The organism is Aeoliella sp. (assembly GCF_965227375.1).
Taxonomy (GTDB): domain Bacteria; phylum Planctomycetota; class Planctomycetia; order Pirellulales; family Lacipirellulaceae; genus Aeoliella.
The window spans coordinates 1,005,079-1,017,725 of the sequence record NZ_CBDDFX010000002.1; the positions used below are offsets into that span (position 1 = coordinate 1,005,079).

The 12,647-nt window shown below is 60.6% G+C and carries 12 protein-coding genes; 5 read left to right on the plus strand and 7 right to left on the minus strand.

Going from position 1 to position 12,647, the window contains the following annotated elements:
* Positions 1 to 124: 124 nt before the first annotated feature.
* Genes ACQK2L_RS17160 through ACQK2L_RS17170 form a run of 3 tightly spaced genes read right to left on the minus strand, consistent with a single transcriptional unit; the run spans position 125 to position 3,257 of the window.
* A complete protein-coding gene (locus ACQK2L_RS17160; RefSeq protein WP_425398257.1) occupies positions 125 to 625 on the minus strand; it encodes an acyl-CoA thioesterase in 501 nt (166 codons plus the stop codon).
* A gap of 13 nt (positions 626 to 638) precedes the next feature.
* Entirely contained in the window at positions 639 to 1,625 is a 987-nt protein-coding gene (locus ACQK2L_RS17165) for a sugar phosphate isomerase/epimerase family protein (protein ID WP_425398258.1), read from the minus strand.
* A 24-nt stretch (positions 1,626 to 1,649) separates the two neighbouring features.
* Complete coding sequence (locus ACQK2L_RS17170; protein ID WP_425398259.1) at positions 1,650 to 3,257, minus strand: hypothetical protein; 1,608 nt, start codon at positions 3,255 to 3,257, stop codon at positions 1,650 to 1,652.
* Positions 3,258 to 3,512: 255 nt separating this feature from the next.
* Between ACQK2L_RS17170 and mtnB the strand changes: the two genes are divergently transcribed.
* From mtnB to uvrB, 4 genes are all read left to right on the plus strand, one after another.
* Entirely contained in the window at positions 3,513 to 4,223 is a 711-nt protein-coding gene (mtnB, locus tag ACQK2L_RS17175; protein ID WP_425398260.1) for a methylthioribulose 1-phosphate dehydratase, read from the plus strand.
* A gap of 166 nt (positions 4,224 to 4,389) precedes the next feature.
* A complete protein-coding gene (locus ACQK2L_RS17180; RefSeq protein WP_425398261.1) occupies positions 4,390 to 4,971 on the plus strand; it encodes a 1,2-dihydroxy-3-keto-5-methylthiopentene dioxygenase in 582 nt (193 codons plus the stop codon).
* The gene (mtnC, locus tag ACQK2L_RS17185) at positions 4,971 to 5,663 is read left to right on the plus strand and encodes an acireductone synthase (RefSeq protein WP_425401102.1); all 693 of its coding nucleotides are present in this window, start codon (positions 4,971 to 4,973) and stop codon (positions 5,661 to 5,663) included. Before ACQK2L_RS17180 ends, mtnC begins: the two co-directional genes overlap by 1 nt.
* A gap of 96 nt (positions 5,664 to 5,759) precedes the next feature.
* Complete coding sequence (uvrB, locus tag ACQK2L_RS17190) at positions 5,760 to 7,871, plus strand: excinuclease ABC subunit UvrB (RefSeq protein WP_425398262.1); 2,112 nt, start codon at positions 5,760 to 5,762, stop codon at positions 7,869 to 7,871.
* A 5-nt stretch (positions 7,872 to 7,876) separates the two neighbouring features.
* On the opposite strand, the gene ACQK2L_RS17195 is transcribed toward uvrB, so the two are convergent.
* The 4 genes from ACQK2L_RS17195 to ACQK2L_RS17210 form a co-directional block, all read right to left on the minus strand.
* On the minus strand, positions 7,877 to 9,346 hold the full coding sequence (locus tag ACQK2L_RS17195; protein ID WP_425398263.1) for a sulfatase: 1,470 nt from the start codon (positions 9,344 to 9,346) through the stop codon (positions 7,877 to 7,879).
* 25 nt (positions 9,347 to 9,371) lie between these two features.
* A complete protein-coding gene (locus tag ACQK2L_RS17200; RefSeq protein WP_425398264.1) occupies positions 9,372 to 9,935 on the minus strand; it encodes a LemA family protein in 564 nt (187 codons plus the stop codon).
* 6 nt (positions 9,936 to 9,941) lie between these two features.
* On the minus strand, positions 9,942 to 10,655 hold the full coding sequence (locus ACQK2L_RS17205; protein ID WP_425398265.1) for a hypothetical protein: 714 nt from the start codon (positions 10,653 to 10,655) through the stop codon (positions 9,942 to 9,944).
* Between the two features lie 137 nt (positions 10,656 to 10,792).
* Positions 10,793 to 11,251 carry a dihydrofolate reductase gene (locus tag ACQK2L_RS17210; RefSeq protein ID WP_425398266.1) on the minus strand — a complete coding sequence of 153 codons (459 nt, stop codon included), beginning with the start codon at positions 11,249 to 11,251 and terminating at the stop codon, positions 10,793 to 10,795.
* A gap of 114 nt (positions 11,252 to 11,365) precedes the next feature.
* Here ACQK2L_RS17210 and ACQK2L_RS17215 point away from each other — a divergent pair, with 114 nt between their 5' ends.
* A complete protein-coding gene (locus tag ACQK2L_RS17215; RefSeq protein ID WP_425398267.1) occupies positions 11,366 to 12,637 on the plus strand; it encodes a valine--pyruvate transaminase in 1,272 nt (423 codons plus the stop codon).
* Positions 12,638 to 12,647 lie beyond the last annotated feature (10 nt).

A 12,647-nucleotide genomic window follows, 5' to 3' on the forward strand; every position in this document is an offset into this window, starting at 1 on the left:
TTCCCATACGGTCGACTATCGGCCTGGATCTCCTCTTAACTCCAGCAGTAGTCAACTATAGGTCCAATCGGCGCACGACCGTGAAGAAACTGAGAAAACGCTGCGCTCAGCGCCTAAAACCGGCCTATTTGTCGACTCCCATCACCCCGCAAACCGGCGGCTGCCAGGACAGTTGATCGTGCTGAGCCGCCATTTCCGCAAAGGCGCTTGCGATCTCCGGCGGCATCGGCGCGCTGCGTCGTTCGGTCAGATTCACGTGCGCCGAGACAGTTTCCATGCTCGACGCCAGCTGTTCGGTCGTGTCGTTCACCATGAATTGCAACAAGTGATAGCGTACTCCGTTACAGCCCACCACGCGCGTGTAGACCGAGACTTGCTGCCCCACGCGGACCTCGGCAAAGTATCGCAGGTGCTTCTCGAGCGCAAAGGTGCCATGTTGCTCGCGCTCGATGTACGCCCGATCGAGCCCCAGCCCGGCGAGCAGGTCGCGAATCGCCAGACCGTACAAGTGCGTGTACCACATGACATTCATGTGGCCCATCTCGTCGAGATAGTCCTCAGGGATCGTTGCGCGGTAACTCAGCGGAAGCTGATAGACGTTTTCGAGCGGAGGCCTGCGTGACATGAAGCTGCCGACCTCAACTCGTATGACCGAAGGCCGAGCGGAGCAGCGCCAGGCTCTTGGGGATCGCTTCCTTCCAGGAAGCCTTGCCTTCGAACTCCAGCGCGATGTAGCCGCGGTAGTCGTGCTTTTTCAGCAGCTTCGCGATCCGCGGGTAGTCGAGGTCGAGCGAGTACCAGACCCCGTCGCCGTAGTAGGTCTTCGCCTGCACGTAGACCGTCTTGGGAGCGAGGATCTCCAGGCGGTCGTAAGGATCCTCCAAGAAGTTGCCGGTGTCCATCGTGACTTGCAGCCAGGGCGAGTCGACCGCGTCGACGATTCGCATCACGCCTTCGGCCGTGCGACCAAGGCCCCAGTGATTCTCCAATCCCAACAGTACTCCGTACTTCTCGGCGGCTGGCAGCAGCTTCTCGAAGCTGTCGATCACCCAGCCGTAACCATCCTCTTCAGTGTAGCCTTCCAAGGTGGGTTCGATGCCGCGGTTGGCCATCAACTCGTCGAAGTCCTTCGACGTGCCCCAACGGCCAGTGTTCACTCGCATGGTGGGAATGCCCATCTCGTGGGCCAGTTGCATGCAGTGAATGGTGTGGTCGATGTTCTTCTGTCGCTCGTCGGCGTCGGGCGAGACGAAACCTTGGTGGGTGGAGAAGCCACACAGGTCCAGGCCGTTGATCAAGGCTTGCCGCTTGAGCCGTTGCAACCGCGCGGGCGACTCTTCGCCGAACATCTGGATGTGGAGAATCTCCACCGCGTCGAAGCCCATCCGTGCCGACTCGTCGATACACTGCTCGATCGAGAGCTTGTCGGCCGGGTCGTCGCTGAAGCGCCAGAACGAGTAGGTCGAGATGGCAATCGGGTTGGGGCGAGTCGAGGTGGCGGATGTTGCTCCGGTGGCTTCGTCCGCACGAGCGGCGCTACCGGCCATCAGGGCCGCTGCACTGCCCAAAACGGCCCGTTTGCCAAAGCCTCGGCGGCTTACTTCGCTATTGTCTTTTCGATTCATTTGTTGCAACTCAATGGTTGGAGGTTACTTCGAGAGGGGTTGGCCTGGTTGTTGAGAGATTTCCTCGACGGTGACATCGCCGTACTTGTCGTGCAATCCGCCGGACTCGAGCGACAGCAGTTGTTCGTAGCGGTCGATCACTTGCGGCGAAGCCACATGGCGAAGATTGGCGGCCAGCACCACACGTTTCAGTGTGTGTTCCAGGCGGAACACGAGCGCTTCGTCTTTCTTGGCATCGAGCGCCGCGCCGCGCTTCTTCAGGTCGTCTTCACGCAGCTTGACCAGCGATTGGTAGCTCCGCAAGCCCTCGACCTTCGACTCGAATTCGTCGGATCGTTCGGCCATCAACGCTGCCAAGGTGGGGGAAAGGTCTTCGTCGAGTTCGGGCCATTCCTTCTGCACTTCGTTCCGCACGCGATCGCGGCCTCGACGGTAAGCGGAACTGGCTCGTCCCGAGTCGCGACGCGTTCGTTGCACGAGTTGCCGAGCGCGGTTCAGGGCTTTGTCGACCTGCGAGACATCGCCGTTGGGGTTGACTTGAAGCTTGTCGCACAACTGTTGGACGATCGACCGATCCACCACGTCGGCCTGGCGAATCAGGTTGGCGATGGTGCCATCGAGCTGCACCAATTCGGCTGCAGGCAGCCGTCGGGGCTCGGAGTCTTTGCGATCGCGATGGTAGGGCGACTCGCTGGTGGTGCCATCGGTGCTGAAGTACTGCAGGAACGCATCGGAGGTGCGCACCGGAACGTCGACCGTTTCGCTTTCACAAACCGCGTAAGCGTGGGCCTCGGCGAACGAGGTTTTACCGTCGCCGTCGATGTCGACCTTGGGGATTGCCCCGCCGGTGCGATCGTGCCCGGCGATGGCGGCCCAGAAGAACGAACTGTACTCCTGGTACGACTCCTCGTTCACATCCGGCGTGCAGCCGGCGGCCGGTTTGTCGTGCACTTGCGCGAAGAAACCGGCGCGAAGCTGGCGGGCGAGGCCCTTGCTGGAGTCGGCGTCGTTGAAAATGGTATGGGCGAACCCGCCGGCGTAGCACTGCACCATGACCATCACCACTGGGGTGGACTGGGGCAGCGTGTCGAGCCAGTCGGAAAACTCCGCAGCCCGGAAGCTGCGATGGTTCCAGGTGTAGAGCGAAGTATTGAACGGCGTTTTGTCCTCGCCCGACCCGCCATGCGCGGTGGCATAGATGAGCAGCCGGTCGTCGGCGGTCATCTGCCGCCCCAGTTCGCGGAGTCGATTGCGGATCAGTCGAGGCGACGTGGCGTCGCGGACCCCACCCAAGGTGTGGTTGCGGTAAGAAATGTCGATGTCGTCGATGTCGGCAAACAACTCCATCGCCATGTGGCGCGCCGGGGAGCACTCGAACTGCGGATCGCGAAACTGCAAGTCGCGATGGTTGTCGTTGCCGTCGGCGAAGTAGATGTCGTGCGATGGCTTGTCGGACCGCTGCTCGGTAAGCAACGTGCGGAAGAACTCGACATTGCGTTCCAGCGAAATCTGGTTGCCCTGGGGGTTGTAGCCACCGCCAATGGTAAGGAAGTAGTCGGCAGCCCGCGAGCCGCCCGCCATCGTCAGTCCGGCGCACAGCAGCGTGGCCAGACAAAGTCGCCCATTCGACATGCTCTCCCTCATATTCTTGGTTTTCGCCAGCTTGCCCGAACCAGTCCCTTTCAGTGTAGCAATCCGCTGCAGCCGCGTGCAGTCGAAAGATCGCTAGATTCCCAAACCCCCGCTTGGTCCGCAGGTTTCGAGGCGGTTTATGACAGCCAGGGTAGCTTTGGCAGACCAAGCAAAAGTCGTATAATAGGCGACTCGAAGATACCCGAAGTCATCCCCTCGCCTGTCCGCGGCCCCCCAATCCCTCGGCCAACACGCATGACTGGACGCACAACGACCGTTGATATCGACCCGGCTCAACTGGAGCGCGAACTCGCCGCCAGCGCAGAAGCACTGCGAACGAGCGTCGACGCCCTGCGAGATACCGGGCGGATGCTGCACGGTCGTGGTTGGTCGCTCGGCACCAGCAGCAATTACAGCGTGGTGCTGGATCGCGACCCGCTGGAACTACTGCTCACCGCCAGCGGCAAGGACAAGGGGCGGCTTGAGCGGAGCGACTTTGTGCGCGTCGATCCCCGCGGGCATCGCATCGAGCGGCCCGATGACCGGTTCGGCGCGGACAACAAACCATCGGCCGAAACGCTGCTGCACATTGCCTTGGCCGAATTGCCGGAGACCGGCGCGGTGTTGCATACGCACTCGGTGTGGGCGACGTTGCTTTCGGACCGCTACTTCGAGGAGGGCGGGTTGGAGATCGAAGGCTTCGAGATGCTTAAGGGCCTCGAAGGCATCACCACGCACGAAACCAAGAAGTGGGTGCCCATCTTCGACAACACGCAAGACATCGCCGCCTTGGCCAAACAGCTACGACCACTACTGCACGACCCGGACAACCCCCTGGAACACGGCTTCCTGATTCGCAAGCACGGACTCTACACCTGGGGCCGCAACCTGGCCGCCGCGCGACGACACGTGGAAGTGTTTGAGTTCCTGTTCGAGTGCTTGGGGCGTCAGGAGTTTGGTGCTTAAGCAAATATGAAGGGATGATTCAAGAATAGCTTCCTCCTATCTTCCCTCTCCCCTTTGCGGGGAGAGGTTAGGAGAGGGGGCAAAGATAAGCAGCGGAAGCTATTTTTGAACCATCCCCAAGCAAACGTTCCTCGACCAACACCACCCATATAACTACCAGATAGCCATGGCAACCATCACCGTTGCAGACACCAAACAACGCATCGACGAGCCGCAGGCCATAGAGCAATACCTCGCCCCCTTCGGCATCTGGTACGAGAATTGGCCGGTTGCTGGTCGATTGACCGAAGACGCCACGGCCGAGGATATCCTTGCCGAGTACGCGCCTGAGATCGAACGTCTGAAAGAGCGCGGCGGCTTTGTCACGGCCGACGTGATCAACGTCTCGCCCCAGACGCCGAACCTCGATGCGATGCTCGCCAAGTTCGATAAGGAGCACACGCACGACGAGGACGAAGTGCGGTTCACGGTCGAAGGGCGTGGCGTGTTCTGGGTCCGCCCAGACGAAGGGAGCGTGTTCTCGATCGAAGTCGAGTCGGGCGACCTGATCAACGTGCCGCGGGGCACCAAGCACTGGTTCCACTTGTGCGACGACCGCCAGATCCGCTGCATCCGCTTGTTCGAAGACCCAGCCGGCTGGACACCGCACTACAGTGAAGACGGAGTGCATGGCGCGCACCCGCCCGTCTGCTGGGGACCGAGCTACGTCGATGGTCAGTCGAAGGTCAAACCGGTGGTTGAGCTGTGATGGAGTTCACCGGCCGCGGCATACTGCTCGACGTCGAAGGAACCACCTCGGCCGTGGCATACGTGTACGACGTGATGTTCCCCTTCGCCCGCCGCGGTCTCACGGCGTACCTCGACGCCCACTGGGACTCCCCTGCCCTTGCCGGCGTGCGCGAGCAAGTCGCCAAGGATACCGAAGTGGCCACGGTCGCCACGGATCGCGACGTGTTTGAGCAAGAGATCACTCGGCTCATGGACGCCGATGTCAAAGCGACCGGGCTCAAGCAACTGCAAGGTTTAATCTGGGAGGCGGGATTCAAGAGCGGCGAACTGGTGGCCCACGTCTTCGACGACGTCCCGCCGGCGCTCGAACGCTGGCGCGCCGCCGGCATCGACCTGCGGATCTACTCGTCCGGCAGCGTCCACGCCCAAAAGCTGTTCTTCGGCCACACCACCGCCGGCGATCTGCTGCCGCAGTTCAGCGGACACTACGACACCCAGATCGGCGGCAAACGCGAAGCAGACAGCTACGCACGAATCGCCAACGATTGGGGCCTCGCCGCCGATGAGATTCTGTTCCTCAGCGACGTCGTGGCCGAACTCGACGCCGCCCGCGAGGCGGGTATGCAAACGGGTTTGTGTCTGCGCCCGGGCAATGCGGAAGTTGAAGCGGGGCACGGGCACGCAGTTCTAGAGACTTTCTCCGCGGATTGATTCCCACTTCCCAGTCAGGCTCTGCTGGCTGATTTCCACCCCGCGCGGTAGAATGCGGGACTGGACATAGCCCTCAAGCCTCCAGCGGGTAGCATCATGCCGCAGTTTCAACTCACGAGTGAATTCGAGCCCGCTGGCGATCAGCCCGCCGCGATCAAGCAGTTGGTCGAGGGGCTCTTGCAGGGGCGCCGCGAGCAGTGCCTGATGGGCGTGACCGGCTCGGGCAAGACGTTCACCATGGCGAACATCATTCAGCAGTTGCAGCGGCCCACGCTGGTGCTGTCGCACAATAAGACGCTCGCCGCGCAGCTCTACGGTGAGTTCAAGGAGTTCTTTCCGCAAAACGCGGTGAGCTACTTCGTGAGCTACTACGACTACTACCAGCCCGAGGCGTACATTCCGCAGCGGGACATTTACATCGAGAAGGACGCGTCGATCAACGAGGAGATCGACCGCATGCGGCTGGCAACCACCAGCTCGTTGGTCAGCCGCCGTGATGTGATTGTGGTGGCCAGCGTCAGTTGCATCTACGGACTTGGCTCGCCGGAAGACTACAAGCAGATGATGATCGGGCTGGCGGTGGGCGACGTGGTGGAGCGCGACGATGTCTTGGCCAAGCTGATCGACATTCAGTACGAGCGGAAGGATTTCGATCCCGAGCGCGGCAAGTTTCGGGTGCGGGGCGATTCGGTTGAGATCTGGCCCAGCTACGAGGAGTTCGCCTACCGGGTGGAGTTCTGGGGCGACGAGGTCGAAGCCTTGTCGATCATCGACCCTACGAGCGGCACGGTGATCGACAAGCTCCAGCAGATCTACATTTATCCGGCGAAACACTTCGTGCTGCCCGAGGAAAGGATCGAAAACGCGGTCGACCAGATTCGCAAGGAGCTGTCGGCGCGGCTGCAGTTGTTCAAAGAGCAAGGCAAGATGCTCGAGGCACAGCGGCTCAACGCTCGCACGCGGTACGACATCGAGATGATGATGGAGATGGGCTACTGCCCTGGCATCGAGAACTACAGCCAGCCCTTGAGCGGCCGTCCTCCTGGATCGCCTCCGAACACGCTGTTCGACTTCTTTCCAGACGACTACTTGCTGTTCATCGACGAGTCGCACGCCACGATTCCGCAGATCGGCGCGATGTACAACGGCGATCGGGCGCGCAAGACCACGCTGGTGGAGCACGGTTTCCGCCTGCCTAGTGCACTCGACAACCGCCCGCTGAAATTCGACGAGTGGCACGGGCGTGCAAAGCAAGTGGTGTACGTCTCGGCAACGCCCGGCAATTGGGAACTCGAGCAAACCGGCGGCGAAGTAGTCGAGCAAGTCGTCCGTCCGACCGGGCTCTTGGATCCAGTGATCGAAGTCGTCCCCGCCCGCGGGCAGGTGCCGCATTTGCTGGAGCAGATCAAGGAGCGGGCGGCGGCCAGCGAGCGGGTGCTTGTCACCACGCTCACCAAGCGGCTGGCAGAGGACCTTTCGACGTACCTCAATGAGCAAGGCGTCTTGTGCAAGTGGCTGCACAGCGAACTGGACGCCTTCGAGCGCGTGGAGCTGTTGCGCGACTTGCGACAAGGTCGCTTCGAGGCGTTGGTGGGCGTGAACTTGCTGCGCGAAGGTCTCGACCTGCCCGAGGTGTCGCTGGTGGCGATTCTCGACGCCGATAAGGAAGGCTTTCTGCGGAGCGAAACCTCGTTGATGCAGACCATCGGCCGCGCCGCGCGTAATGTGAACTCGAAGGTCATCCTATACGCCGACAAGATGACCGACAGCATGCAGCGCTCGATCGATGAGACGGAGCGACGCCGCAAACTGCAGCAAGAGTACAACAAGGAGCACGGCATCACGCCGCAGACCATCAAGAAGGCGATCCGGGCGGGCATCGAGGCTGAGCAGCAGGCCCACGAGGCCGCGAACGCCAAGGTGGGCCGCAGCGACGAGACGCAGTACATCACCGAGGAGTACATTGCCGAGCTAGAAAAGGAGATGTACGAAGCGGCCGAGGCGATGGAGTTCGAACGCGCCGCGGCAATTCGCGACCGCATCGGCCAGATGCGGGACAGCATCGGCGAGCCAGTCGACTCGGTGAAACAGCGCAAAGGCAAAGCGAAACGCGGCCGCCGGGGTTCCACCCAACGCAACGCCCCCGACGGTGAGGGGGGCTCCAGGCGGGCCACCGGGCGGATTCCCAAGCCGAAGCGCGGGGTGTGACACGCTCAGTTCTTGCGAAGATAGGGTTTCGTCGCCTGGCTTTCGAGTTGATGGTCGATCGCTGCTGAATCTATTGGTTGCATGTTGTTGCGGTTGTACCACACGTCGGCTTTCTCTTCGTTGTAGTCAGGATTCTTGGTTGGCATGCGAGCGCCGACTTGAGTACGCCACGCGGAAAGCTGGTCCCGCAACTGGCTTACCTTCTCCGGCTCGGTCGACGCCAGGTTGTTGGTTTCGCCGATGTCACTCGCTAGGTCAAAAAGTTCCACGGAGTCGTCTTCGAGCCACTCGATCAACTTGTAGTCGCCTGACCGAATCGCACTGGCGGGCCGGCTGTGGTGATAGTGGGGGTAGTGAAAGTAGAGCGCGCGGCGATCAGGCGAACTGTTCTGCTGGCGAAAGAGTCCCGTCAATTCGTGTCCATCGATCGTTTGGCGGGGTGGATCGACACCTGCGATAGCGCAAAACGTGGGCAGCATATCCCAAGTGGCGGCTAGTTGGTTGCAGGCAGTTCCTGGCGGGGTAACTCCAGGCCAGCGGACGATCATAGGAACGCGGATGCCGCCCTCGTACAATGTGCCCTTCTCGCTCCGCAAGGGAGCGTTGGTCGAAACGACCTGCCCTCTCCCAGTGTACACTTGCCGCAGCCCACCATTATCGGACGTGAGAATCACGACTGTGTTGTCTGTCAGTTTTAGTCGGTCGAGTTCGTCGAGCAGCCGGCCAATCTGCACGTCAAGATCCTCGATCATGGCTGCGTAGACGGGGTGGTTCACCCCTTCGTTGGGTTTCTCTTTCTTTTCGTACTTGGCGACGGTTTCCTTCTTCGCCTGAATCGGTATGTGCACGGCCTTGTGCGACAGATGAAGGAAGAATGGCCGCTCGCTTCGGACCTGTTTCCCTAGGAACCAATTCGCTTGATCGGTCAGTCGCACCATGCCCTTGGGACCGCCCTTTCGCCCTTTTCTTAACTGCTCAAACTCCGCGCCCAGATTTCCAGCCGTTGTTTCGTACCCATGGGCCGAGGGGCCGTGCTCCGGCCCGCGTCCAAGGTGCCACTTTCCAAAGTAGGCCGTGTTGTAGCCGGACCGACCGAGCACTTCGCCTGGTGTCGTGAGCTGATGATCCAAATGATCTGGCATGGCTGGTACAACGAGCTTGGCGAACGGCTTCCAATGCCCCGGAAGAAAATCAGTGATACCAACCCGCGCCGAATTCTGCCCCGACTCTATCGTGGCCCGCGTCGACGAGCAAACCGGAGTCGCATAGAAGTCGGTGAAGCGAACACCTTGCTGGGCCAATTGATCGATGCGAGGGGTTTCGTGAAATGCGTGCCCGTAACAGCCGAGATCGGGCCAGCCCATGTCGTCGATCAGAATGAAAACGATGTTCGGCCGCGTTACCTTGCCCTGCAAGTCCGCAGAGCAAAAGAGTAGTACAACGACAGTCAACGCACTAAGTAAGGTTTGAATCATGAATGGTGCTCTTGGTGTTCTTCGCCTACTTTAGGGCAATTCTCACGGGGCCGGGTTCGGCGGTGCTTTCAAAATACTCGCCGCCATCGAAACCAGACATACTGGCGACGATGCTCGTAGGGAACGACTCGCGCAGTTGATTTAGGTCGCGAACGTTGCCGTTGTAGAAGCGACGTGCCGCCGCGATGCGATCTTCGGTGAGCGAGAGTTCCTGCTGCAATGCGAGGAAATGGACGCTTGCTTTGAGGTCGGGATAGGCCTCGGCCACCGCAAAGAGTTTCCTCAGTCCGAAATCCAGATTGCGTTCGTCCTTTCCCTGACTGCTCACTGAACCGTGATTGGCCGCCGCCCGGTTACGCAGCTCCGTCACTTCGTGGAGCACGTCACGCTCGTGCTTGGCGTAGCCTTGTACGGTGGCCACCAGGTTGGGTATCAGCTCGTATCGCCTTTGCAGTTCTACTTCGATATCGCTCCAGCTTTCGCGGAGGTGCTGCCGGAGTCGCGTGAAGCGATTGAACACCGCCAAGTACCAGACGAGCGGCACGAGCACCACCATGGCAAAGACGACCAATGGTATTACGGATTCCATAGGGTGTTAGTTGGCTGATCGGGACTGGAGGTCGGCGAGTAGATGGGGCGGCCACAAACCAAACCAATGCTTGCACCAGTTTACTTCCTGCTCGATCTCCGACAACTCCCAGCAACTATTTGCGCCTTGAAGGCAAAAGACACCACGCTCGATTTCAAAGGTGGGAGGCGCCGAGGCGAGCATGAATTCCATCATTCGAGGGTGGAGCAGGTCGTACGCGAAGCGTTTGTCCGAAGACTTCACATGAAACTTGCGACTAAACTCCTCTGATTCGAAGTCGATGTCGTCGAAACCAACCAGCGACGCCAAACCATCAAAGAAACCTTCGGGCCGGACCGCCAGTTGCGGTAGTCCCACGTAAGGTAGTTCGACGAGCAGGAAGCTGAAGCTGTAGGTAGTAGTGCGACGGTTCTTTCCCGACCCACTCGTCACTTTGTAAGTGTAGTCGCCCACGGTGCAGGGCCGCGACTCGCCGCCTAGCTGCAACGCGCCGTCCAGTAGGTTGTAGGCGTAGCGGGAGTGTCCCTGGGTAAAACAGCTGAACTGCGAGTACCTGCGGTCCCAGCGAGAGTCGTGCCCGGGAGCGAATCGCCATCCCCTCTGCTGTGCCCATGCGGCGAGCGCTTCGCGTCGCTTCTTAGCCTGCAAGTGCGAATAGTACGCCAGCAGGCAGAACACCACGATGATGATGGGAACAACGATGAATAGTAGTTCGGGCAAGCTTCGAACCTGGGGAAGATCGCACTAAGTTGATAGCACGCAGGAGTATTCGCCAGTCGCGATGATTTCTTGGCTCACGCAGTCTCCAATCTACCAGAATGTCGGACTTCCGTGTGCCATAGACATGGTTGCAGAAGTTACCGTCGCACCCACCGCCGGAATAAGTAGCGCTCCTCGTTTCGCTCCTCGGCGACCTGCCACTCGAAGGCGTCGAACTCCGGGAAGTGCGTGTCGCCCTCGTAGTCGCCTTTGATGGTCGAAAGCAGCATTTCGGTGGCGAGCGGGATTGTCTGCTCGTAGACCTGAGCACCACCGCAACTGTAGATCGGCTTGCCGAACGCCTTGGCCGCGTCGAGCGCTTCGGGCAGGTTTTGACAGATCACCGCGCCGGGTGCTGGCTGAGGGGAGCGGCTCAGCACCACGAAGTGGGCGGCCGGTGTGTCGAAGCCGAATATCTCGTAGGTGGGCCGGCCCATCAGCACCGTGGCGCCGCGGACAAACTCCACGTAGTGTTCGAACTCCTCTGGCACGTCCCACGGCATGCCATCGCTGTGTCCGATGACCCGCGTTTCGCTCATGGCGGCAATGATCTTCATGCTTTTTGAGATTCCTGGGGCGAACCTTGACAACTATCGCTGGCTCCATGGGATAATGGGGGCTGCTCAGTTATCGTGTGCTTCCTTGTTAGTCATATTCGATCTTCGCCATTCATGCACCTCCAACTTTCGAAGACAGGTCACAGGCTCTCCGGTCACAGCGGTATTGTGGAGTTGATGGACGACTTGGGCGCAGCCCTGGCCGGGGCGGGGGTGGCCGACATGCGGATGCTGGGCGGCGGCAATCCGGCACACGTGCCCGAGGTGCAAGCCGTCTGGCGCGAGCGGCTGCAGGCGATTCTCGAGGACACCGACTACTGCGACCGCATGCTGGCCAATTACGACGGGCCGGCGGGCAATCCCCGGTTTCGTGAGTCGTTCGCTGGCGCGCTACGGGAAATCTACGGCTGGGACGTTGGGCCGGAGAACATCGCGGTGACCAATGGTGGGCAGACCGCGTTCTTCTTTCTCTTCACCCTGCTGGCGGGAGAAATGCCCGACGCGGGTTTTCGCAAGGTGCTGCTGCCGCTGGTGCCGGAATACATCGGCTACTCGGACCAGGGCGTCTCCGAGGGCATCTTTCAAAGCTATCACCCGCGAATCGACCAACTCGACGACCATACGTTCAAGTACCGAATCGACTTCGACGCGTTGGAGGTGACCGATTCGACGGCCGCTATCTGCGTAAGCCGTCCCACGAATCCGACCGGCAACGTGCTGACGGACGACGAAGTGGCGCACCTGGCCGCGCTGGCCGCCGAGCGCGAGATTCCACTGATCATCGACAACGCCTACGGCGAGCCGTTCCCCGCTGCGGTGTTCGAGCCGATTGAGCCGGTGTGGAACCGCGGCATGGTGATGACCTTCAGCCTGTCGAAACTCGGCCTGCCCGGCACGCGGACCGGGATCGTGCTGGCCGACGAAGAGATCGCCAGCCGGTTGCGTACGATGACCGGCATCGTCGGCCTGGCGAACAACAACATCGGTCAGGCGCTGGTCGAGCCAATGCTCCGCAGCGGCCAACTGCTGCAGCTATCGCGCGAGGTGATCCGTCCCTACTATCAGGCAAAGTCCGCCGACGCGCAGCGGATGGTGGCCGAACACTTCGGCAACGACTTCCCGTACCTCGTGCATCGCAGCGAAGGGGCCTTCTTCCTGTGGCTCTGGTTCCCCGAACTGCCGATCGCCACTCGCGAACTTTACGCCCGGCTCAAGAAGCGCGGCGTGCTGATCGTGCCCGGCGAGTACTTTTTCTTCGGCCAGGACAACGCGGACGATTGGCCCCACAGTCGTCAGTGCATCCGGCTAACGTTCTCGCAGCCCGAAGGCGTTGTAAACAGCGGTATCCAGATCATCGCCGATGAGCTGCGCAAACTGCACGGGTGAACCACGCAGC

What these genes read in the sequence shown, in the direction of transcription:
- ACQK2L_RS17160 (WP_425398257.1), bottom strand. Translation starts at nt 625, where the DNA reads ATGTCACGCAGGCCTCCGCTCGAAAACGTCTATCAGCTTCCGCTGAGT.
- ACQK2L_RS17165 (WP_425398258.1), bottom strand. Translation starts at nt 1,625, where the DNA reads ATGAATCGAAAAGACAATAGCGAAGTAAGCCGCCGAGGCTTTGGCAAA.
- ACQK2L_RS17170 (WP_425398259.1), bottom strand. Translation starts at nt 3,257, where the DNA reads ATGTCGAATGGGCGACTTTGTCTGGCCACGCTGCTGTGCGCCGGACTG.
- mtnB (WP_425398260.1), top strand. Translation starts at nt 3,513, where the DNA reads ATGACTGGACGCACAACGACCGTTGATATCGACCCGGCTCAACTGGAG.
- ACQK2L_RS17180 (WP_425398261.1), top strand. Translation starts at nt 4,390, where the DNA reads ATGGCAACCATCACCGTTGCAGACACCAAACAACGCATCGACGAGCCG.
- mtnC (WP_425401102.1), top strand. Translation starts at nt 4,971, where the DNA reads ATGGAGTTCACCGGCCGCGGCATACTGCTCGACGTCGAAGGAACCACC.
- uvrB (WP_425398262.1), top strand. Translation starts at nt 5,760, where the DNA reads ATGCCGCAGTTTCAACTCACGAGTGAATTCGAGCCCGCTGGCGATCAG.
- ACQK2L_RS17195 (WP_425398263.1), bottom strand. Translation starts at nt 9,346, where the DNA reads ATGATTCAAACCTTACTTAGTGCGTTGACTGTCGTTGTACTACTCTTT.
- ACQK2L_RS17200 (WP_425398264.1), bottom strand. Translation starts at nt 9,935, where the DNA reads ATGGAATCCGTAATACCATTGGTCGTCTTTGCCATGGTGGTGCTCGTG.
- ACQK2L_RS17210 (WP_425398266.1), bottom strand. Translation starts at nt 11,251, where the DNA reads ATGAAGATCATTGCCGCCATGAGCGAAACGCGGGTCATCGGACACAGC.
- ACQK2L_RS17215 (WP_425398267.1), top strand. Translation starts at nt 11,366, where the DNA reads ATGCACCTCCAACTTTCGAAGACAGGTCACAGGCTCTCCGGTCACAGC.